The organism is Pseudocitrobacter sp. 2023LY-00077, assembly GCF_055796175.1.
Window position 1 is genome coordinate 312,878 of record NZ_JBSPEI010000004.1, and the last position, 21,589, is coordinate 334,466.

21 protein-coding genes are annotated in these 21,589 nt (G+C 51.3%); 13 read left to right on the forward strand and 8 right to left on the reverse strand.

The window, feature by feature from the left end; genetic code table 11:
• Nucleotides 1-150: 150 nt before the first annotated feature.
• Nucleotides 151-780: a thymidine kinase gene (gene tdk / locus ACWWFX_RS07810; protein WP_231827082.1), complete on the forward strand. Its 630-nt coding sequence runs from the start codon at nucleotides 151-153 to the stop codon at nucleotides 778-780.
• Between the two features lie 175 nt (nucleotides 781-955).
• On the opposite strand, the gene adhE is transcribed toward tdk, so the two are convergent.
• Nucleotides 956-3,631: a bifunctional acetaldehyde-CoA/alcohol dehydrogenase gene (gene adhE, locus ACWWFX_RS07815; RefSeq protein ID WP_473223537.1), complete on the reverse strand. Its 2,676-nt coding sequence runs from the start codon at nucleotides 3,629-3,631 to the stop codon at nucleotides 956-958.
• A 488-nt stretch (nucleotides 3,632-4,119) separates the two neighbouring features.
• On the opposite strand from adhE, the gene ACWWFX_RS07820 reads away from it, so the two are divergent.
• The 7 genes from ACWWFX_RS07820 to ACWWFX_RS07850 all read left to right on the forward strand — a co-directional run bounded on the left by ACWWFX_RS07820 (nucleotide 4,120) and on the right by ACWWFX_RS07850 (nucleotide 11,954).
• Entirely contained in the window at nucleotides 4,120-4,767 is a 648-nt protein-coding gene (locus ACWWFX_RS07820; RefSeq protein ID WP_015964160.1) for a YchE family NAAT transporter, read from the forward strand.
• A 717-nt stretch (nucleotides 4,768-5,484) separates the two neighbouring features.
• The gene (gene oppA, locus ACWWFX_RS07825; protein ID WP_276219996.1) at nucleotides 5,485-7,116 is read left to right on the forward strand and encodes an oligopeptide ABC transporter substrate-binding protein OppA; all 1,632 of its coding nucleotides are present in this window, start codon (nucleotides 5,485-5,487) and stop codon (nucleotides 7,114-7,116) included.
• A gap of 84 nt (nucleotides 7,117-7,200) precedes the next feature.
• The gene (oppB, locus tag ACWWFX_RS07830; RefSeq protein ID WP_015964162.1) at nucleotides 7,201-8,121 is read left to right on the forward strand and encodes an oligopeptide ABC transporter permease OppB; all 921 of its coding nucleotides are present in this window, start codon (nucleotides 7,201-7,203) and stop codon (nucleotides 8,119-8,121) included.
• Nucleotides 8,122-8,135: 14 nt separating this feature from the next.
• Nucleotides 8,136-9,044, forward strand: coding sequence for an oligopeptide ABC transporter permease OppC (gene oppC / locus ACWWFX_RS07835; protein ID WP_015964163.1), 909 nt, complete (start codon nucleotides 8,136-8,138; stop codon nucleotides 9,042-9,044).
• 11 nt (nucleotides 9,045-9,055) lie between these two features.
• On the forward strand, nucleotides 9,056-10,069 hold the full coding sequence (gene oppD, locus ACWWFX_RS07840) for an ABC transporter ATP-binding protein (protein WP_149462705.1): 1,014 nt from the start codon (nucleotides 9,056-9,058) through the stop codon (nucleotides 10,067-10,069).
• The gene (gene oppF, locus ACWWFX_RS07845) at nucleotides 10,066-11,070 is read left to right on the forward strand and encodes a murein tripeptide/oligopeptide ABC transporter ATP-binding protein OppF (RefSeq protein WP_015964165.1); all 1,005 of its coding nucleotides are present in this window, start codon (nucleotides 10,066-10,068) and stop codon (nucleotides 11,068-11,070) included. The genes oppD and oppF overlap by 4 nt, the downstream gene beginning before the upstream one ends.
• A gap of 56 nt (nucleotides 11,071-11,126) precedes the next feature.
• Nucleotides 11,127-11,954 (forward strand): ion transporter, encoded by an 828-nt coding sequence (locus ACWWFX_RS07850; RefSeq protein WP_276219999.1) that lies wholly within the window; start codon nucleotides 11,127-11,129, stop codon nucleotides 11,952-11,954.
• Nucleotides 11,955-11,989: 35 nt separating this feature from the next.
• Here ACWWFX_RS07850 and ACWWFX_RS07855 read toward each other — a convergent pair whose 3' ends face one another.
• Together ACWWFX_RS07855 and cls are read right to left on the reverse strand one after the other, a co-directional pair.
• Entirely contained in the window at nucleotides 11,990-12,319 is a 330-nt protein-coding gene (locus ACWWFX_RS07855; protein WP_473223538.1) for an HI1450 family dsDNA-mimic protein, read from the reverse strand.
• Nucleotides 12,320-12,353: 34 nt separating this feature from the next.
• Nucleotides 12,354-13,814 (reverse strand): cardiolipin synthase, encoded by a 1,461-nt coding sequence (gene cls / locus ACWWFX_RS07860; protein WP_276220000.1) that lies wholly within the window; start codon nucleotides 13,812-13,814, stop codon nucleotides 12,354-12,356.
• 142 nt (nucleotides 13,815-13,956) lie between these two features.
• Here cls and ACWWFX_RS07865 point away from each other — a divergent pair, with 142 nt between their 5' ends.
• Complete coding sequence (locus ACWWFX_RS07865) at nucleotides 13,957-14,130, forward strand: YciY family protein (protein ID WP_149462701.1); 174 nt, start codon at nucleotides 13,957-13,959, stop codon at nucleotides 14,128-14,130.
• A 43-nt stretch (nucleotides 14,131-14,173) separates the two neighbouring features.
• Here the strand turns inward: ACWWFX_RS07865 and ACWWFX_RS07870 are convergent, their stop codons facing one another.
• Nucleotides 14,174-14,470 (reverse strand): YciI family protein, encoded by a 297-nt coding sequence (locus tag ACWWFX_RS07870; protein WP_015964170.1) that lies wholly within the window; start codon nucleotides 14,468-14,470, stop codon nucleotides 14,174-14,176.
• 222 nt (nucleotides 14,471-14,692) lie between these two features.
• On the opposite strand from ACWWFX_RS07870, the gene tonB reads away from it, so the two are divergent.
• The gene (gene tonB, locus ACWWFX_RS07875) at nucleotides 14,693-15,415 is read left to right on the forward strand and encodes a TonB system transport protein TonB (protein ID WP_276220121.1); all 723 of its coding nucleotides are present in this window, start codon (nucleotides 14,693-14,695) and stop codon (nucleotides 15,413-15,415) included.
• 40 nt (nucleotides 15,416-15,455) lie between these two features.
• Here tonB and ACWWFX_RS07880 read toward each other — a convergent pair whose 3' ends face one another.
• The 3 genes from ACWWFX_RS07880 to pfkB form a co-directional block, all read right to left on the reverse strand.
• Complete coding sequence (locus ACWWFX_RS07880) at nucleotides 15,456-16,316, reverse strand: fructosamine kinase family protein (RefSeq protein ID WP_231827085.1); 861 nt, start codon at nucleotides 16,314-16,316, stop codon at nucleotides 15,456-15,458.
• Nucleotides 16,317-16,442: 126 nt separating this feature from the next.
• Entirely contained in the window at nucleotides 16,443-16,709 is a 267-nt protein-coding gene (gene ghoS / locus ACWWFX_RS07885) for a type V toxin-antitoxin system endoribonuclease antitoxin GhoS (RefSeq protein WP_473223549.1), read from the reverse strand.
• 87 nt (nucleotides 16,710-16,796) lie between these two features.
• Nucleotides 16,797-17,732, reverse strand: coding sequence for a 6-phosphofructokinase II (pfkB, locus tag ACWWFX_RS07890; RefSeq protein ID WP_473223539.1), 936 nt, complete (start codon nucleotides 17,730-17,732; stop codon nucleotides 16,797-16,799).
• A gap of 315 nt (nucleotides 17,733-18,047) precedes the next feature.
• Here pfkB and ACWWFX_RS07895 point away from each other — a divergent pair, with 315 nt between their 5' ends.
• From ACWWFX_RS07895 to ACWWFX_RS07905, 3 genes are all read left to right on the forward strand, one after another.
• Complete coding sequence (locus tag ACWWFX_RS07895) at nucleotides 18,048-18,806, forward strand: DUF481 domain-containing protein (protein ID WP_276220002.1); 759 nt, start codon at nucleotides 18,048-18,050, stop codon at nucleotides 18,804-18,806.
• Between the two features lie 270 nt (nucleotides 18,807-19,076).
• Nucleotides 19,077-19,313 carry a YdgH/BhsA/McbA family protein gene (locus tag ACWWFX_RS07900; RefSeq protein WP_276220003.1) on the forward strand — a complete coding sequence of 79 codons (237 nt, stop codon included), beginning with the start codon at nucleotides 19,077-19,079 and terminating at the stop codon, nucleotides 19,311-19,313.
• A gap of 683 nt (nucleotides 19,314-19,996) precedes the next feature.
• Entirely contained in the window at nucleotides 19,997-21,190 is a 1,194-nt protein-coding gene (locus ACWWFX_RS07905) for a tyrosine-type recombinase/integrase (protein ID WP_473223540.1), read from the forward strand.
• Here the strand turns inward: ACWWFX_RS07905 and ACWWFX_RS07910 are convergent.
• Nucleotides 21,160-21,402, reverse strand: a complete 243-nt coding sequence (locus ACWWFX_RS07910) for a hypothetical protein (protein WP_473223541.1) — start codon at nucleotides 21,400-21,402, stop codon at nucleotides 21,160-21,162. The genes ACWWFX_RS07905 and ACWWFX_RS07910 overlap by 31 nt on opposite strands.
• Between the last annotated feature and the right edge of the window lie 187 nt (nucleotides 21,403-21,589).

Below are 21,589 nucleotides of genomic sequence, written 5' to 3' on the forward strand. Positions count from 1 at the left end.
CCTGTTTTAAGCAATGATTCATCATTCTTAATGTTTATGATGGTGACAGTTATACAAAAACCGCATGTTTTGTATGCGCGAGCGTAGGGCAGGATAAAATATGGTACACTGCCGGGGTCTGAAAACGTATTGATTAGGGTTTCGCGGCCAATGGCACAACTTTATTTCTACTATTCTGCAATGAACGCGGGTAAGTCTACGGCGCTATTGCAGTCATCATACAATTACCAGGAACGTGGGATGCGTACCGTGGTTTATACCGCCGAAATTGATGACCGTTTCGGTGCTGGCAAAGTCAGTTCGCGTATCGGGCTCTCCTCGCCGGCAAAGCTGTTTAACCAGGGTAGTCAGCTCTTTGATGAAATTAGCGCTGAGAACGCGCGTGAGGCGGTTAACTGCGTGCTGGTGGATGAATGCCAGTTCCTGACGCGTCAACAGGTCTACGAGCTCTCTGACGTTGTCGATCAGCTTGATATTCCTGTTTTATGCTATGGCTTACGTACTGACTTCCGCGGTGAGCTGTTTGGCGGCAGCCAGTATTTACTGGCGCTATCTGACAAGCTGGTGGAATTAAAAACGATTTGTTTCTGCGGTCGTAAAGCCAGCATGGTGTTACGTCTTGATCAAGAAGGCCGCCCTTATAATGAAGGCGAGCAAGTGGTTATTGGCGGAAATGAGCGTTACGTCTCCGTCTGTCGTAAACACTATAAAGAAGCGCTGGAAGAGGGCTCTCTGGCCGTTATTCAGGATAAGCACCGTCACTGCCGTCACCCTGCCTGATTGCGCTCTCGCGCGTTCTCCGCTCACGTCTGCGGTTAATATGGCGTGAGTGGGGCCAAATCTCTAATACGATATTGATCCTTCTTTAGCGCACTCGCGCGAGTTAACACGATAAGCAAAAAAAAGCCCCATCCTGAGATGGGGCTTGCTATCAGAGCGTTAGCTCAGCGGCTGATTAAGCGGATTTTTTCGCTTTTTTCTCAGCTTTTGCTGGTGCAGCTTCTTTCTTCACTTCAATTTCGCCTTCGTTGTACTCACGTCCGTAGAAGGTATCCAGCAGGATTTGTTTCAGTTCAGAAATCAGCGGGTAACGCGGGTTAGCGCCGGTGCACTGGTCGTCAAACGCATCTTCAGACAGTTTGTCGACGTTAGCCAGGAAGTCAGCTTCCTGAACGCCAGCTTCACGGATAGACTTAGGAATACCCAGTTCAGCTTTGATTTCTTCCAGCCATGCCAGCAGTTTCTGGATTTTAGCCGCAGTACGGTCGCCCGGTGCGCTCAGACCCAGGTGGTCAGCGATTTCAGCGTAACGACGACGTGCCTGCGGACGGTCGTACTGGCTGAATGCAGTCTGTTTGGTCGGGTTGTCGTTCGCGTTGTAGCGAATAACGTTGCTGATCAACAGGGCGTTCGCCAGACCGTGAGGAATGTGAAACTGAGAACCCAGTTTGTGCGCCATGGAGTGACATACACCCAGGAAGGCGTTCGCAAACGCGATACCAGCGATGGTTGCTGCACTGTGAACGCGCTCACGTGCTACCGGGTTTTTAGACCCTTCGTGGTAGGACGCTGGCAGGTTTTCTTTCAGCAGTTTCAACGCTTGCAGAGCCTGGCCGTCGGAGAACTCAGAGGCCAGAACGGAAACGTAAGCTTCCAGGGCGTGAGTGACCGCATCAAGACCACCGAAAGCACACAGGGATTTCGGCATATCCATCACCAGGTTGGCATCGACAATCGCCATATCCGGGGTCAGCGCGTAGTCTGCCAGCGGATATTTCTGACCTGTAGCGTCGTCGGTTACTACCGCAAACGGCGTGACTTCAGAACCGGTACCGGAAGTGGTGGTGACAGCGATCATTTTCGCTTTCACACCCATTTTCGGGAACTTGTAGATACGTTTACGGATGTCCATAAAGCGCAGCGCCAGTTCTTCGAAGTGAGTTTCCGGGTGCTCGTACATAACCCACATGATTTTCGCAGCATCCATCGGGGAACCGCCGCCCAGCGCGATGATCACGTCTGGTTTGAAGGAGTTAGCCAGCTCTGCGCCTTTGCGAACAACGGTCAGGGTTGGGTCTGCTTCAACTTCAAAGAACACTTCAACTTCAACGCCAGCCGCTTTCAGAACAGAGGTGATCTGGTCTGCGTAGCCGTTGTTGAACAGGAAGCGGTCAGTCACGATGAGCGCACGTTTGTGGCCATCAGTAATCACTTCATCCAGCGCGATTGGCAGTGAGCCACGGCGGAAGTAGATAGATTTCGGAAGTTTGTGCCACAACATGTTTTCAGCTCGCTTAGCAACGGTTTTTTTGTTGATCAGGTGCTTAGGACCAACGTTTTCAGAGATGGAGTTACCACCCCATGAACCACAACCCAGAGTCAGGGAAGGTGCGAGTTTGAAGTTATACAGGTCACCGATACCACCCTGAGAAGCCGGGGTGTTAATCAGGATACGCGCGGTTTTCATCATCTGACCGAAGTGAGCGACGCGTTCCGGCTGGTTGTCCTGGTCGGTATACAGGCAAGAGGTATGACCGATACCGCCCATGGCAACCAGTTTTTCAGCTTTAACAACAGCATCTTCGAAGTCTTTGGCGCGGTACATTGCCAGCGTCGGAGACAGTTTTTCGTGTGCAAACGGTTCGCTTTCGTCGACAACTTTCACTTCACCAATCAGAATCTTGGTGGTCGCCGGTACGGTGAAGCCTGCCAGTTCTGCGATTTTAGCCGCAGGCTGACCCACGATAGCGGCGTTCAGCGCGCCATTTTTCAGAATGATGTCCTGAACGGCTTTCAGCTCTTTACCCTGCAGCATGTAGCCGCCGTGGCTGGCGAAACGTTCGCGAACGGCGTCGTATACGGAATCAACCACAACAACAGACTGTTCAGACGCACAAATTACGCCGTTATCGAAGGTTTTAGACATCAGCACGGATGCAACAGCACGTTTGATATCAGCGGTTTCGTCGATAACAACCGGGGTGTTACCTGCGCCTACGCCGATTGCTGGTTTACCGGAGCTGTATGCTGCTTTAACCATGCCTGGACCACCGGTCGCGAGGATCAGGTTGATGTCCGGGTGGTGCATCAGGGCGTTAGACAGTTCTACAGACGGTTGGTCAATCCAGCCGATCAGATCTTTCGGCGCGCCAGCAGCGATAGCTGCCTGCAGGACGATGTCTGCTGCTTTGTTCGTTGCATCTTTAGCACGCGGATGCGGAGAGAAGATGATAGCGTTACGCGTCTTCAGGCTGATCAGTGATTTAAAGATAGCGGTTGAAGTCGGGTTGGTAGTCGGGACGATACCACAGATAATGCCGATAGGTTCAGCGATGGTGATGGTACCGAAGGTGTCGTCTTCAGAGAGGACGCCACAGGTTTTTTCATCTTTATAGGCGTTATAGATGTATTCAGAAGCAAAGTGGTTTTTGATCACTTTATCTTCAACAATACCCATGCCGGATTCGGCAACAGCCATTTTTGCGAGAGGAATTCGAGCATCTGCGGCAGCCAGAGCGGCGGCGCGGAAGATTTTGTCGACTTGTTCTTGAGTGAAACTGGCATATTCACGCTGGGCTTTTTTTACGCGCTCTACGAGTGCGTTAAGTTCAGCGACATTAGTAACAGCCATAATGCTCTCCTGATAATGTTAAACTTTTTTAGTAAATCATCTGCTCGACAAGTCAGTATAGACAGAGCGCTACCAGCTTGCTTAGACCTTAAAGGAACAATCCACAACCCGTTCCCGATTCACTGATTTACTAAAAGAGCTTCGAACTCAAAGAGCGTTGCCTGAACTTCTTTCAGAGAATTTCCCTGAAATCTGTCGGCGTAATCAAGATTACTCACTTCTGAGTATGAAATATGTGATCAGCGTCAAAATTACGCCAAGCTGACACCTTTCAGCAGCCCCATTTTAGTAAAGATTGTAAATTGTTAACCATGGGTTGTGATGATTGGAGTGCACATTAGCATAATTTAAATCAATATATAACATTCTGTATTTCCGTGATTTTTGCAGAATTCTGGTGAAGTATGCCGCCAAACAGCGTATCTTCTGCGGAGTTTTTGTATTCATTTTTCGTCAACTACCACTTTTTATGGTGTTTCGGAGTTCACGTGACTCAGGCTCTGTTTGATTTTCCGATTTTTGTGAAGTTTTTTATTGGGCTATTCGCGCTGGTAAACCCGGTTGGGATCATCCCCGTCTTCATCAGTATGACGAGCTACCAGACGGCGGCGGCGCGTAATAAAACCAATATGACGGCGAACCTCTCCGTCGCCATTATTCTGTGGACCTCGCTGTTTCTCGGCGATGGCATTCTGCAACTCTTCGGGATCTCCATCGACTCCTTCCGCATTGCGGGCGGTATCCTGGTGGTCACCATCGCAATGTCGATGATCAGCGGTAAGCTGGGGGAAGATAAGCAGAACAAACAGGAAAAATCAGAGACGGCGATTCGCGAAAGCGTGGGCGTTGTGCCATTAGCGCTGCCGTTGATGGCTGGGCCTGGCGCAATCAGTTCTACTATCGTGTGGGGGACGCGCTTTCATACGCTTCCTTATCTCGCCGGTTTTACGGTGGCCATTGCGCTGTTTGCTTTCTGCTGTTGGGGGCTCTTTCGCATCGCGCCCTGGCTAGTGCGCTTGTTAGGGCAGACCGGTATCAACGTCATCACCCGTATCATGGGTCTGTTGCTAATGGCGCTGGGTATTGAATTTATTGTGACCGGAATAAAAGCCATTTTCCCGGGGCTTGTGAACTAACTTCCTTTCTCAGCCGGCAGAGCAGCAGACTCTGCCGGTTGCTCCATTATTCGCAAATCATATCGAATATAGTGCTAATGGCATGAGCGATAAGTCTTAGTGATGATAGACAAAATTCACTAATATCATTGCCTTAGCGCTGCACCCTCCATCGGGCATTGCCATCTCTTATGTTATTTCTCTCACACTATACTGTTACGCTTGCTGTCGGATAATCGAAATGATATTAGTAATTTTGACCATCCGACAGATTAATGTACTAAATAATGAACGAATGTTAATTATTTGTATATAAGATGAGCTAAAGTTTCATTGATACGCTGATTGTCGGAGGTGATGTCGCTATCTCTTTGAACAATAACGCGTTGTTTTAAACTGGCAGTGCGTTGAATTCACGGATAAAGCGGCCTGATGGCGATGAAAAGAGAATTGCTTAACAAATTTGCAAATTATATTGGCGGCGAAGAAGGGCATTTGGTACTTTCCGGCCTTATACCGTCGCGGATAGTGAAGAGATAACACAGGTGGCTCGACAGGGGAGACACCTTGAATGAATCGACGACAGGCTGCCAAAGAGCGGCCGTAATAAAAAAGTCGGTGATAGCAAGCAGTACCAAAAAACTGGCAGACGCAAAAGCTCCTGCGCTGTACAGAGACCCCAAAGGGGATAACAGGCTGGCAAGATCCAGTAATTATAATGAGCGGAGTATCAACACAATGTCCATCATCACGAAGAAAAGCGTAATCGCTGCGGGAATTTTCACGGCGCTATTGGCAGGGAATGCAGCAATGGCTGCTGATGTGCCCGCAGGCGTACAGTTGGCAGAAAAACAGACGCTGGTACGCAATAACGGCTCTGAAGTACAGTCACTCGATCCACACAAAATTGAAGGCGTTCCGGAATCCAATATCAGCCGCGACCTGTTTGAAGGCCTGCTGGTCAGCGATCTCGATGGTCACCCGTCTCCGGGCGTGGCGGAATCCTGGGACAACAAAGATTTTAAAGTCTGGACTTTCCATCTGCGTAAAGATGCAAAATGGTCGGATGGCTCTCCGGTAACTGCACAAGATTTCGTCTATAGCTGGCAGCGTTCAGTTGACCCGAAAACGGCATCCCCGTACGCCAGCTATCTGCAATATGGCCATATCGCCAATATTGATGGCATCCTCGAAGGCAAAAAACCGATTACCGACCTCGGCGTGAAAGCCGTTGATGACCATACCTTAGAAGTCACCTTAAGTGAGCCCGTTCCGTACTTCTATAAACTGCTGGTACACCCATCAACCTCTCCGGTGCCCAAAGCCGCTATTGAGAAATTTGGCGAAAAATGGACCCAGCCTGCAAACATCGTGACCAATGGCGCGTATAAATTAAAAGACTGGGTGGTCAACGAACGTATTGTGCTTGAACGTAGCCCTACCTACTGGGATAACGCCAAAACCGTCGTTAACCAGGTGACCTACCTGCCTATTTCTTCTGAAGTGACCGACGTGAACCGCTACCGCAGCGGTGAAATCGACATGACCTATAACAACATGCCGATTGAACTGTTCCAGAAACTGAAAAAAGAGATCCCTGACGAAGTTCACGTCGACCCGTATCTGTGCACTTACTACTACGAAATTAATAACCAACGTGCGCCATTTACCGATGTGCGCGTGCGTACCGCGCTGAAGCTGGGTATGGACCGCGATATTATCGTCAATAAAGTGAAAGCGCAGGGGGATAAGCCGGCATTTGGCTTCACGCCGCCATACACCGATGGCGCAAAATTAACACAGCCAGAGTGGTTTAGCTGGAGCCAGGATAAACGTAATGAAGAAGCGAAAAAACTGCTGGCAGAAGCGGGTTATACCGCAGACAAACCGTTAACCATTAATTTGCTGTACAACACCTCCGATCTGCATAAAAAACTGGCAATTGCCGCCTCTTCAATCTGGAAGAAAAATATCGGCGTCAATGTTAAACTGGTCAACCAGGAGTGGAAAACCTTCCTCGATACGCGTCATCAGGGAACCTTTGATGTTGCGCGTGCGGGCTGGTGTGCCGATTATAACGAACCGACATCCTTCCTTAATATGATGCTTTCTAATAGCTCGATGAATACCCCGCACTATAAGAGCCCGGCATTCGACAGCATTATGGCAGAAACGCTCAAAGCTACCAGCGAGGCACAGCGTACGGCGCTGTACGATAAAGCAGAACAGCAACTGGATAAAGACAGCGCGATTGTTCCGGTTTATTACTACGTGAACGCCCGTCTGGTGAAACCGTGGGTTGGCGGTTATACCGGCAAAGACCCAATGGATAATACGTATACTAAAAATATGTACATTGTGAAGCACTAATGGCAATACGTGAGGCAGGCCCGGCCTGTCTCACGGTGTCTCGCTTATCGCATTATTGAAGGCACTGGCCAAAAGGTACGGGCAATGTTGAAATTTATACTTCGTCGCTGTCTGGAAGCGATTCCGACGCTATTTATTCTTATTACCATTTCATTCTTTATGATGCGCCTTGCGCCGGGAAGTCCTTTCACCGGTGAGCGCACCTTACCGCCAGAAGTCATGGCGAACATTGAAGCGAAATACCACTTAAACGATCCCATCACCACGCAATACTTCAGTTACCTGAAGCAGCTGGCGCACGGCGATTTCGGGCCATCTTTTAAATATAAAGATTATTCGGTTAACGATCTGGTGGCGAGCAGCTTCCCGGTATCGGCGAAATTGGGGGCGGCCGCTTTTATTCTGGCGGTGGTATTAGGCGTCACTGCGGGCGTGATTGCAGCGCTTAAACAAAACACCAAATGGGACTACTCGGTAATGGGCGTCGCGATGACCGGGGTGGTGATACCCAGTTTTGTCGTCGCGCCGTTGCTGGTGATGATCTTCGCCATTACGCTGAAATGGCTTCCCGGCGGCGGCTGGAACGGCGGGGCGCTGAAATTTATGATCCTGCCGATGGTGGCGCTGTCGCTGGCCTATATCGCCAGTATCGCGCGTATCACCCGCGGCTCGATGATTGAAGTGCTGCACTCCAACTTTATCCGCACCGCGCGCGCCAAAGGCCTGCCGATGCGGCGGATTATTTTCCGTCACGCCTTAAAACCTGCGTTGCTGCCGGTGCTCTCCTATATGGGGCCCGCGTTTGTCGGCATCATCACCGGTTCAATGGTTATCGAAACCATTTATGGCCTGCCGGGGATTGGGCAACTGTTCGTCAACGGGGCGCTGAACCGCGATTATTCGCTGGTGCTGAGCCTGACCATTCTGGTCGGTGCGCTGACAATCTTGTTTAACGCGGTCGTGGATGTGCTTTACGCCGTGATTGACCCTAAAATCCGTTACTGAGTCTGGAGTTCGCCATGATATTGAGTAAGAAAAATAGCGAGGCGCTGGAGAACTTCAGTGAACAACTGGATGTTGAAGGTCGCAGCCTGTGGCAGGATGCGCGCCGTCGCTTTATGCATAACCGTGCAGCGGTTGCCAGCCTGGTGGTATTAGTGCTGATCGCTCTGTTCGTCACCCTGGCGCCGATGCTGTCGCAGTTCTCCTATTTCGATACGGACTGGGGAATGATGTCGAGTGCGCCAGATATGGAATCCGGTCACTACTTTGGTACTGACTCCTCCGGGCGTGACCTGCTGGTGCGCGTGGCAATCGGCGGTCGCATCTCGCTGATGGTCGGGATTGCCGCAGCGCTGGTGGCGGTGATTGTCGGCACGCTGTACGGATCGCTGTCTGGTTACCTCGGCGGCAAAGTCGACTCGGTCATGATGCGTCTGCTGGAAATCCTCAACTCCTTCCCGTTCATGTTCTTCGTTATCCTGCTGGTGACCTTCTTTGGTCAGAACATCCTGTTGATTTTCGTGGCTATCGGCATGGTTTCCTGGCTGGATATGGCGCGTATCGTTCGTGGGCAAACGCTCAGCCTGAAACGCAAAGAATTTATCGAAGCCGCGCAGGTCGGCGGTGTGTCTACTGCCAGCATCGTGGTGCGCCACATTGTGCCGAACGTGCTTGGCGTGGTGGTGGTTTACGCATCGCTGCTGGTCCCAAGCATGATTCTGTTTGAATCTTTCCTGAGCTTCCTTGGTCTGGGTACCCAGGAGCCGCTGAGCAGTTGGGGTGCATTGCTGAGCGATGGCGCCAACTCAATGGAAGTTTCTCCATGGCTGCTGCTGTTCCCGGCGGGTTTCCTGGTGGTCACCCTGTTCTGTTTCAACTTTATCGGCGATGGCCTGCGTGATGCCCTCGACCCGAAAGACCGTTAAGGAGAGCCGTGATGAGCGTAATTGATACGGCTAAAGCGCCGCAAACGCAGGCGCAAACGGGCCTGCTGCTGGATGTAAAAGATCTGCGCGTGACGTTTAAAACGCCCGACGGCGATGTGACGGCGGTGAACGACCTCAACTTTAATCTGCGCGCCGGGGAAACACTGGGTATTGTTGGTGAGTCCGGTTCCGGTAAATCGCAAACCGCGTTTGCCCTGATGGGGCTGCTGGCGGGTAACGGACGGATTGGCGGTTCGGCTACCTTTAACGGTAAAGAGATCCTCAACCTGCCGGAACACGCATTAAATAAACTGCGCGCTGAGCAAATCTCGATGATCTTCCAGGACCCGATGACCTCACTGAACCCGTATATGCGCGTTGGTGAGCAGTTGATGGAAGTTCTGATGCTGCACAAAAACATGAGTAAAGCGGAAGCGTTTGAAGAATCGGTCAAAATGCTTGATGCGGTAAAAATGCCGGAAGCGCGTAAGCGTATGAAAATGTACCCGCATGAGTTCTCCGGCGGCATGCGTCAGCGCGTGATGATTGCGATGGCGCTGCTGTGCCGGCCTAAGCTGCTGATAGCCGATGAACCGACGACTGCGCTGGATGTCACGGTACAGGCGCAAATCATGACGCTGCTCAACGAACTGAAGCGCGAATTTAATACCGCTATTATCATGATTACTCACGATCTCGGCGTCGTTGCGGGTATCTGCGATAAAGTGCTGGTGATGTACGCCGGGCGTACCATGGAATACGGCAACGCGCGCGATGTCTTCTATCATCCGGCGCATCCTTACTCTATTGGTTTGCTCAATGCCGTTCCGCGTCTCGACGCGGAAGGTGAATCGCTGTTAACCATTCCGGGTAACCCACCGAACCTGCTTCGCCTGCCTAAGGGGTGTCCGTTCCAGCCGCGCTGTCCGCACGCGATGGAGATTTGCAGCAGCGCGCCGCCTCTTGAGACGTTCGCGCCAGGTCGCTTACGCGCCTGCTTTAAGCCTGTGGGGGAACTTGTATGAACGCCGTCACTGAAGATAGAAAAATTCTGCTCGAAATCGCCGACTTAAAAGTCCACTTTGATATTAAGGATGGCAAACAGTGGTTCTGGCAACCGGCCAAAACCCTGAAAGCCGTCGATGGCGTCACGCTGCGTTTGTATGAAGGGGAAACGCTGGGTGTGGTAGGGGAATCTGGCTGCGGGAAATCCACCTTTGCGCGTGCAATTATCGGCCTGGTGAAAGCCACTGACGGACGCGTGGCCTGGCTGGGGAAAGATTTGCTGGGCATGAAGCCGGACGAATGGCGCGATGTGCGCAGCGATATCCAGATGATTTTCCAGGATCCGCTAGCGTCACTCAACCCGCGCATGACCATTGGTGAAATCATTGCCGAGCCGCTGCGTACCTATCATCCGAAAATGCCGCGCCAGGAAGTGCGCGATCGGGTGAAAGCGATGATGATGAAAGTGGGGCTGTTGCCGAACCTGGTCAACCGTTATCCGCATGAATTCTCCGGCGGTCAGTGTCAGCGAATCGGTATTGCACGCGCGCTGATCCTCGAACCGAAACTGATTATTTGCGATGAACCGGTTTCGGCGCTGGATGTGTCCATTCAGGCGCAGGTGGTGAACCTGTTGCAGCAGTTGCAGCGCGAAATGGGCCTGTCGTTAATCTTTATCGCCCACGATCTGGCGGTAGTGAAACACATTTCCGATCGCGTGCTGGTGATGTATTTGGGTCATGCAGTGGAATTGGGCACCTATGACGAGGTGTATCACAACCCGCTGCATCCTTATACTAAAGCGCTGATGTCGGCGGTGCCGGTTCCCGATCCGGATCTGGAAAAGCAGAAAACCATTCAGCTGCTGGAGGGGGAACTACCGTCGCCGATTAACCCTCCATCGGGCTGTGTCTTCCGCACCCGCTGCCCGATCGCCGGGCCGGAGTGTGCGAAAACCCGACCGGTGCTGGAGGGCAGCTTCCGGCACGCGGTTTCCTGCCTGAAGGTAGACCCGTTATAATCGCAAGGGCTGACAATTGTCAGCCCTTTTTCTTATGAGGTTAAAACGTGTTGGTCATGCAAACATTTCGTCGACGGATATATCACGCGCTGTTCGACCATAACCGGCGTTCCGCCCGTCGCTTTGAAGCGCTGTGTGGGTTATTTGCACTGTTAAGCGTGGTGGTGATTTTTATTGAGTCAGGCGTCGGAACCACTTATCACCTGACGTACGATGAATGGCACCTTTTTGTGTGGGTGGAAGTTTTCTTCACGCTGGTATTTACCCTCGAATATTTTTTGCGTGTATTCAGTTGGCCGCAGCCAGCGCGTTATGTTTTTAGCCTTTGGGGTTTTATCGATCTCGCCACTATTTTACCGTTTTACGTGATCATGCTGTGGCCGGAGATTGGCATTGATTATCTCTTCGCCTGGCGGGCGATGCGCGTTATTCGCGTGCTGCGTATTCTGAAATTATTACGCCTGATGCCGGCATTAAATGGTATCTGGGGAGCGATTGTTAAATCGCGTCATCAGCTTATTCTGTTCTACGCGTTTATCTCGATTGTTATGGTTGTCGCGGGTGCATTAATGTACGGCATTGAAGGGCCGGCGAATGGCTTCACCACCTTAAGCACCTCGGTCTACTGGGCTATTGTTACCGTAACAACCGTAGGCTACGGTGATATCACGCCGCACACGGCGCCTGGGCGGGCGGTCGCATCGCTGCTAATTTTGATTGGTTATTCCGTTATCGCGATTCCGACCGGCATTATTACCTCACAAATGAGCGGTGAAATAGCCAAACGTCAGCTGGCAAGAATTTGCCCGGACTGTCAGCAGAGCGGGCATGAAACTGCCGCGAAATATTGTAAAGCCTGTGGCGGAAAACTACCGGAAGAATAAAAAAAGGGGCAGCGCTGGCTGCCCCTTCACACATCTTATTCGCGCCAGAGGATGTGGCACAACTTGTGGTCTTTCTCGCGACACAGCAGTACGCGCGCAAAGATATCGTTAATTTCGCCACCATCGGTATCGGCAAGGCCAATGACCACTTCGGCGAAGAAGTCCGGGTTCAAATCGAAATCAACGTGTTCCTGCCAGTCTTCTGACGGGTCGAATAACTCTGCACCGCCGCGTTCTTCAAACTGTAGGTTAAACAGAATGACATCAGCGGGATCGAGGTTATCAACCGCCAGTTCGAGAAAACTATCGTAAGCCTGTTCGAGCGTTTCGTCTTCGGTCAGGCGATTGTTTAAATCCATATCCATGATGATTACCTGTTTAACATCTGATGGGCACGTTTTACAGCAACGGGCTAAAGAAGTAAAACAGTCGCTCAGCGATGCGGTGCCAGAACGGGCGTTTCATCCATAAACGGGCGTCCAGCAGGCGGGAGCGGGAGATATAATCATCCTGCACTGCCGCGAGATCGCCACCGAAACCGGCGTCATCGATGACCAGCGTAATTTCGAAGTTAAGCCACAGGCTGCGCATATCCAGGTTAACGGTACCCACCAGGCTTAATTCGCCATCGACCAGTACGCTTTTGGTGTGCAGCAGACCGCCTTCAAACTGATAGATTTTGACACCCGCCGCCAGCAGTTCGGTAAAGAATGCCCGGCTGGCCCAGCCGACCAGAACCGAGTCATTCTTGCGCGGCAGGATAATGCTGACGTCCACACCACGCTGTGCAGCGGTACAGATAGCGTGCAGCAGATCATCGCTCGGCACGAAGTAGGGGGTGGTCATAATCAGGTACTCGCGGGCCGCGTAGGTTGCGGTGAGCAGCGCCTGGTGGATCAAATCTTCCGGGAAACCGGGGCCTGAGGCAATGGTGTGAATCGTGTGCCCGCTGGCTTCTTCAAAGGGCATAATGTTGGTATCGGGTGGTGGCGGCAGAATGCGTTTGCCCGTCTCGATTTCCCAGTCGCAGGAATAAACGATACCCATCCCGGTGGCGACCGGGCCTTCCATACGCGCCATCAAATCAACCCACTGACCCACGCCGGAGTCTTGTTTAAAGAAGCGCGGATCGACCATGTTCATACTGCCGGTGTAGGCAATATAGTTGTCGATCATGATCATTTTGCGGTGCTGGCGTAAATCCATACGTCGAAGGAAGACACGCATCAGGTTAACTTTCAGCGCCTCAACCACTTCGATGCCGGAGTTTCGCATCATTGCCGCCCATGGGCTACGGAAGAAGGCGACGCTGCCCGCCGAGTCGAGCATCAATCTGCAGTGAACGCCGCGTCGTGCCGCCGCCATCAGCGACTCCGCAACCTGATCGGCCATGCCGCCGGGCTGCCAGATGTAAAACACCATCTCAATATTGTGGCGTGCCAGCTGGATATCACGGATAAGCGCCTGCATCACGTCGTCAGAACTGGTCAGCAGCTGAAGCTGGTTTCCCTTCATGCCCGCAATGCCCTGGCGACGTTCGCAAAGCTTAAATAAAGAAGAAGCGACCGGGCTGTTGTCTTGCGCGAAAATATGTTTGCACGCTTTGAGATCGTTCAGCCATTTCGCTGTGGAGGGCCACATCGCGCGTGCGCGCTCGGCCCGGCGTTTGCCGAGATGCAGCTCGCCCACCGAGAGATAAGCGATAATCCCGACCAGCGGCAGAATGTAGATAACCAGCAACCATGCCATTGCCGAAGGAACCGCGCGGCGTTTCATCAGAATACGCAGCGTTACCCCCGCAATTAACAACCAGTACCCCAGAATAGCCAGCCAACTCACGACGGTGTAAAAGGTTGTCATAGTCAGAAAGTCCTTTTGAAAGCGTTTGTTATGAGTTTACGCATCAGGATTCATCTGGCAAATAAAAACGCGAGGGAAAAGCGCTGGTAAGCCGATTTCCCGGGGGTATAATAACGGCTCTTCTTCGATAAGAGCGGTAGAAATGAAGCGTAGTAGACCGGAAGTGGGGCGCTGGCGGATGTTGCGTCAGGCGAGCCGCCGCAAAGCCCGTTGGCTGGAAGCGCAGTCGCGCCGTAATATGCGTATCCACTCCATCAGAAAGAGCCTGGTCGGGCGACAGCGTAATTGCTTGCTGTACGCCATTTACGATCTTTAATGGCAAAAGGGCACCTCTTGCGGTGCCCGATGTTTTTCTGAACTCAGAATACTTTTTTGTACGGACGCACGGTAACGCGTTCATACACGCCCGCCGCCACATACGGGTCGTCCTGTGCCCAGGACTGCGCCGCTTCCAGTGATTCGAACTCAGCAATGACCGTTGAGCCGCTAAAACCCGCAGCGCCGGGATCGTTACTATCAACCGCAGGCATCGGGCCCGCCGTCAGAAGGCGACCTTCATCATGCAGCAGTTGTAAACGGGCCAGGTGAGCCGGGCGGACAGACAGACGTTTCTCAAGGGTGTCGGCGTAATCTTCAGCGTAAATGACGTAAAGCACGGGCAGAACTCCTGTTTTAGTTAGCTGTAAATTACGGTAAGTGAAAGCGACAACGACTGCAATGCAAAGTTAAAACAATGATAAAGCAGGGTGGCCGGGCGTGCTTTTTTTCAGCAAAAGCGGCGGAAACTTGACGGAAGATAAGATGCCTTATTGAATATGATTGCTATTTGCATTTAAAATCACACTCATCATTTTTCAACAGTAACGATTATGACTTCAATGACCCTTGATTTACCTCGCCGCTTTCCGTGGCCAACATTGCTGTCCGTTGGTATTCACGGTGCCGTCGTGGCGGGCCTGCTTTACACCTCGGTACATCAGGTTATTGAACTGCCCGCACCCGCTCAGCCTATTTCCATTACGATGGTCGCGCCTTCCGACCTCGAGCCGCCTCAGGCCGTTCAGCCGCCGCAACCCGTAGCCGAGCCTGAACCCGAGCCCGAACCGGAAGTGGTTCCCGAACCGCCAAAAGAAGCGCCGGTGGTTATTGAAAAACCGAAACCTAAGCCGAAGCCAAAACCGAAACCTAAGCCGGTGAAAAAAGTGGAAGAGCGTAAGCCGGAAGTGAAGCCGGTAGAAACGCGTCCATTATCGACGACGACCAACGATGCGCCACCGGCGCGCTCTGTCGCCAATAACCAGACGGGCACCAGTAAGCCGACGATCACGGCACCGACGGGGCCGAAAGCGTTAAATCGCTCGCAGCCTAGCTATCCGTCTCGCGCACTGGCGCTGCGTATTGAAGGTAAAGTTCGCGTCAAGTTTGATGTGACGGCTGATGGGCGAGTGGAAAACGTTGAAATTCTTTCCGCGCAGCCGTCGAATATGTTCGAACGCGACGTGAAAGCGGCGATGCGTAAATGGCGCTACGAAGCCGGCAAGCCGGGTAACGGTTTGATCATGAACATTGAGTTCCGCCTCAAAGGCGTACAGATGAGCTAAACCAGAAAGCCCCCGAATTCGGGGGCTTTTGCTATCCGGTTTACGCTGCCAGCACGTTATCCAGCGCTTTCTGCGCAATCACCAGATGCTGCCCACCGAACAGAATTGCCCGGTTGAACAAGGTATAAAGTTGATAGACCGACTGGCGTTCAAGAAAATCAGCCGGCAGCGGTGAGACGGACTGGTACCCGTCGTAAATTTGCGGCGGCTGTTCCGGATGCAGCGGCAGCATCGCCAGGTCGCATTCACGGTCACCCCAGTAGCAGGCAGGATCGAAGATATAAGGGCCGTTCGGGCCGAGCGCACAGTTGTTAGACCACAAATCGCCGTGCAATAACGCAGGCTGCGGCTGATGTGAGCTCAGGCGTTGCTGAACGTGATCGACAATGGCATCAATGTCGCCAAATTCCATCCCTTTCTCCGCAGCAAGTTCCAGCTGCCAGCCAATTCGCTGCTCGGCAAAAAAGGTAGACCAGCGGCGCTGCCAGGCGTTCGGCTGTGGCGTGGTGGAGAGGTCGTTATCAAAGTCGAGGCCAAACTGCGGCTGATCGCTCCACTGATGAAGACGCGCAATTTGTTGCCCAAGTAAGAATGCGTTGTGCGCGTCCAGCGGACGGGGAGGGAGATATTCCATCACCAGGAAGCTGTAATCGCGGTCTGAACCGACGGCGAAAACTTTCGGCACCGTCACGGTTTTACTGCGGGACAAGAGTTCGAGTTGGTCAGCTTCCGCCGTGAAGATGGGCAGCAGCTCACGTTCATCGCATTTCACAAAGAGATCGCGACCTGCGTAGCGAATATGCCATGCGGCGTGGATCTCACCGCCTGGCAGTTCGTCGCGCTGCTCGATTTCACCTTTGCCGAGTTGTTCACTTAACAGGTTACCGATCGCTTGCCACATGATGTCTCTCCCCATGTTTTCTGCCAGATCATAAGGTTAGCGCACAAATGCGGTGCAAAAACTCGAACTAACGCACAACCAGGAGTTAAAATGCCGGAACAGCATTTATTGATCTTTCAGCCACTGCTAGAATGTGATTACGTCAATATCAACAGATTTGCCGATAGCGGTATCCGCAAGCCCGCTCACTAACGCCTTAATTTCCTGACTATTTTGCGGGCTAACCAGGCCAAATGTGTTGGTGCCAAGTTCGTGAACTTTGCCTTCATCATCCGCGAGTGTAAGAGTAAATCCGGCTCGGGTCAGATGATTATTGAGTTCATTAAGCTCAGTTAGCGTCTCTTCCTGAAATTTAATCGTCACGACGTAACGGGTGATATCACCGCTCATAATTCACCTCATTGTTAACAATAGAATTTTTTTAGCATAGTCGATTGGCGCGATTTCGCGACCCGGACGGAGATCCCGGGCCGGAGTTCATTATTTATTCTGCGACAAATAATCGAAGATTTGCTGCGTGTTTTCGTGAGAGCAGAGACGAGTGCCCTGATTAATCGTGGCCGCGCTCCCGGCGGCAACGCCGTAACGCACCATCTCCTCAAGCCCGGCATTTTCCGCCAGTTTCAACACCATCGCGCCCACCATGCTGTCACCTGCGCCAACGGTGCTCTGGCTCTTTATCGGCGGCGGTACGACCTGAACGCAGTTTTTCGCATCCACGGCAAGCGCGCCCTGAGCGCCGAGGGATACGACCACCCGTGTGGCTTTTCCACTGTGAATGATCTCTTCAGCTGCTTTGCGCACATCATCTGGCTGAATTAAATCGCGTTGCACTAATGCACTGAGTTCTTTCTGATTCGGTTTGACTAACTCAATGTGGCCGATATCCAGCGCGGCGGCCAGCGCATCGCCGGAGCTATCAACAACGCAACGTACACCATGCTGTTGTGCTGACTTAATTAATGCGACAAAGCGTTCAAGGCTAACGCCGGGGGGAAGGCTGCCGCTTATCACTAACAGTGAACCGGCTTCAATTTGGGTGACTTTCTCTTCGAGCTTACGAATTTCGTCCTCATGCAGCGTAGCGCCGGGCATCACAAAGCGGTATTGCTCCCCGCTGGTGTTAACGTGGACGTGGAGATTCTGGCGTGTCCATTCCCGCGCCTCAACACATTCTACCGGGACATGTTCTTCGGTTAGCAGGGCGGCGAGGTGTTCACCCGTCGCGCCGCCTACGGGAAAAATTGCCGTCGCCTTTCCGCCTAAAAATGTAATCGCGCGGGAGACGTTAATTCCGCCTCCGCCAGGTTCAAAAACCGGTGAGCTACAACGTAGTTTCCCTTCGGGATAAATTTGCGGCGTCTGCGTGGCGCTGTCGAGCGAAGGGGCGAATGTGAGCGTATAAATCTTAACCATTACTATTACCTCCCTTTATGACCATAAGGCCAGACCTGTCTCAGCCAGAATGTAAGTCTGGCACCGAAAAGGCGAGAGTGAAAGTCACAACACTATAATTTTCAATAAAATGGAAAGCTTTACGTGCGAATATCTATATGAAATAAAGCGCGTTTTGAGATCGTTCTTATTCAAAAAATGAAAGAAGAATTCATTGCTATGTTATGCGGCGCTTTTTATAATTTGTTACCTTTCAATGGACCGCCTGTCGTTGATCCTCGCGAAAGTTTCCGGGACCGTTAAGGTCTCTTTTTTTGTTGTACGGACTCTTTATAAATGAAGCTTTTGAAGACAGTACCCGCGGCTGTGATGCTGCTGGGTGGCGTGTTTGCGTCAATGTATGCAGCTGCCGATGATTCCGTTTTTACTGTCATGGATGACCCTTCCTCCGCGAAGAAGCCTTTTGAAGGCACTGTTAATGCGGGCTATCTGGCCCAGTCGGGTAACACCAAGAGTTCCTCACTGACCGCTGACTCCACCCTAACCTGGTATGGTAATACAACCGCCTGGTCTCTGTGGGGAAATGCCAGCAATACCTCTTCTAATGATGAGCGATCTTCTGAAAAATATGCCGTAGGCGGACGTAGCCGTTATAACATGACGGATACAGACTATTTATTCGGCCAGGCCAGCTGGCTGACCGACCGTTACAATGGTTACCGCGAGCGTGACGTGTTTACCGCCGGTTATGGTCGCCAGTTCCTCAATGGCCCGGTGCACAGTTTCCGTTTCGAATTTGGTCCGGGTGTTCGTTATGACAAGTACACCAATGACGAAACAGAAACCCAGGCTTTGGGTTATGCTTCAGGCACTTATGCCTGGCAGATGACCGATACGGCGAAATTCACGCAGGGTGTTTCTGTGTTTGGTTCAGACGACACCACGGTGAACTCCGAAAGCGCCCTGAACGTCGCCATCAACGAGCACTTTGGTCTCAAGGTTGCCTACAACGTCACCTGGAACTCAGAGCCGCCAGCGACGGCGCCAGAACATACAGATCGACGGACCACGCTTTCTCTCGGTTATAAAATGTAATTTTAAACAGGCCGGAATAACACCGGCCTGTTTGCCATAAATAACGCCCACCTGTATTATTAAATTCTCGACAACGTTTTAAATTTAATAAAAAGAAGATTTCTCCATAATATCTCCATAATTAATCTTGTTGATATATTTTTACCTAATTTGACACGAAAAGCTAAATAATGGGGCTGGTCAAAAATGTGATCTGGATCTACACTGTTGTCAAGGGCGGAAAATGACGCCCGGATTCAAAAGTGCTAATCAAACCAGAGAATAACCATTATGAAAAATATTAAAATCGCAACAGCAGCAGCTGTGCTGTCTGCACTTTCATTCGGTGTATTTGCCGCTGAACCTGCAACGCCTTCTGCCAGTACTCCTGCAACCCAGCACGTCGGAATCACTTCTGCACATGACGTTGAAGCGGGCTCAAACATCGCGCCTGGCTCTCAATCCACTGGCCATTCAATGGATGATGCTTTCAATGTGCATACCCTGGTCGCGGGTGAGTGGTCCTGATAGCATCACGCCTTATTAATAAGAATTCCTTATTGTTCGGTGGTCAGAAAAAACCGGGTAGAGATGTACCGGTTTTTCTATTATTGAGTTTTAGCTTACCGATTGTTAATTGTCGGAATTGTTTGCAAAAATGACCGGGTTGTTAATTTTTGTATTCCACAACGTCAGCCAGCCAACATTGTTACATCGATTAAAATGTTAATCGATCGCACTTTTTGTTTATTTTTTCCTTTCCATGACATTCCTTAACACGTTTATCGCCGAGCGTTTTCCTTCCGCACCTCTTCTGTATCCTGTTGGAGGGAAAAGCAGCATCAGACGCAGGGAAGAGTAATTGCGGCTTTAATCACGTAACAATGATGTGTAAACTAGTTGACGGTGTTATCAACAAGCGGATGTAGGTGGCCTCAATACTCGTATCGATGCCTCATATTTCGCAGAGTGAAGCGGGAATCAGTCCACAACTTGTTGATAAATTTCATTATATTGTTTTGTATGTGCTCTTTCGTGTAGGCCATCAGTGCCATTCCGTTCTGTTCATCCCCGTTTCACCAACCAGTTTTAACCCCCTGCTAACATTGACTAAATCCGCTTTGGGTGTTTCACTCCGTTTTATCATATTCCACTTTATGCCATGAAAAACGTGTACACATCGATGTACATACTTGGCGGGTGTACACCACATGCTCACTGATACCAAACTCCGCAAAATGAACGGCAAGCCGATTGAGAAGCGCATAGAGTTATCCGACGCTAATGGCCTGTCGGTTCGAATCACTCCTAACGGCGTCATTGTCTTCCAGTATCGTTATAAATTTGACGGTAAACCCAGACGCATGACCCTATGGCAGTATGACCAGGTATCGTTGAAAGAGGCCAGGGATCTGGTGTTTGAATATAAGAAGCTTCTCTCGGCCGGCAAAGACCCAATCACTGCCAGAGATATGAGTATAGCTGACAGCATTAAAGCGGCCACGGTTAAAGATTGCATCAGTGCGTGGCTGGAAAGCGCCGGGGCGAGCAAACTGGTAAGAAGGGATGAATGGGAAAGGGCGCTCAACCGTCATGTGGTTCCCTACGTCGGGAGTATGCTCGTAGACGATATGGTTATTTCTCACTGGCAACCGGTATTCAAGCGCATGCGTGAAAACGGAGCAGAAACTTATGCCGGAGAGATCCTTTCTCGCATGAAAACCATCTTTTCTTATTGCATTCGTGTTGAAATGATAAAGCGCAACCCGGTTTCTGATTTGCGAGTTCTCGATGTTGGGAAACCAGCGAAAAAGGGGCACCGTTATCTTAACGATAAAGAGATCGGCGCGTTCTGGCATGCTGTCGAAGCTTCGACTGTTACTCATCAAAACAAATTGCTGTTAAAGCTGCTGTTACTTACCGGGTGTCGTGGTGTTGAGTTGCGCCTCGCGAAGAAGGCTGATTTCGATCTGGAAGGGAGAGTCTGGCGTGTGCCGGATGAAAACTCTAAGACGAGGGAGCCATTTGAAAGGGGGCTGTCTGTTAAGGCGGTTGAAATACTTAATGAAGCGTTTGAGTTGTACCCCGACTTCAGCCAGGTATTTCCGCCAGCAACAAAGAAAGAAGATCGCCCAATGGCTGCCAGCGTGATACTGAATCTTGCGATACAGCTTCGCGCTGATATGACCATTGAGCACTGGTCGATACATGATTTACGCCGCACAGCGAAAACGAAGATGGCAGAACTTGGGATCCCTCCGCATATATCCGAGAAGGTGCTGGGCCATAAACTTGGAGGCGTCCTCGCCATTTATGACCAACACAGCTATGTGAGAGAGCAGCAGGAGGCGTTAGACGTCCTCGCCGCTCACATTCAATCATGCGTTGACTCAACGAACCCCTGAGCCTCCATGAAGCGCATTACATCGCAATAGCGATACTGTTCGCCGCCACGACCGGCATGTGTGCCCGGCGCTTTGCATGGGAATGGTGTGCCAGCGGCTTCCCACTGAATACGCTTGCGATAAAATGTTGTGCGTGAAATGCCACCCAGCATCTGCTGAACGGTTTCTCGATTGATGATGACTGGCGTGATTGCCATCTGTGTACTGATCATGGTTTTCTCCAGGCAAAAAGAAGCCCGGCGTACCGGGCAAAAGGGATAACGGAGCAGTGATTTCGCACCCAATAGCCAGCTCATAACTGGCTATCAGTTGCGTCATTCGGTGAGAAATTCGACCTTTTTCATAATTGCTTCTGCTTCCTGCGGCTCAACATGATCATGCCACTCGGACTCCTCCAGC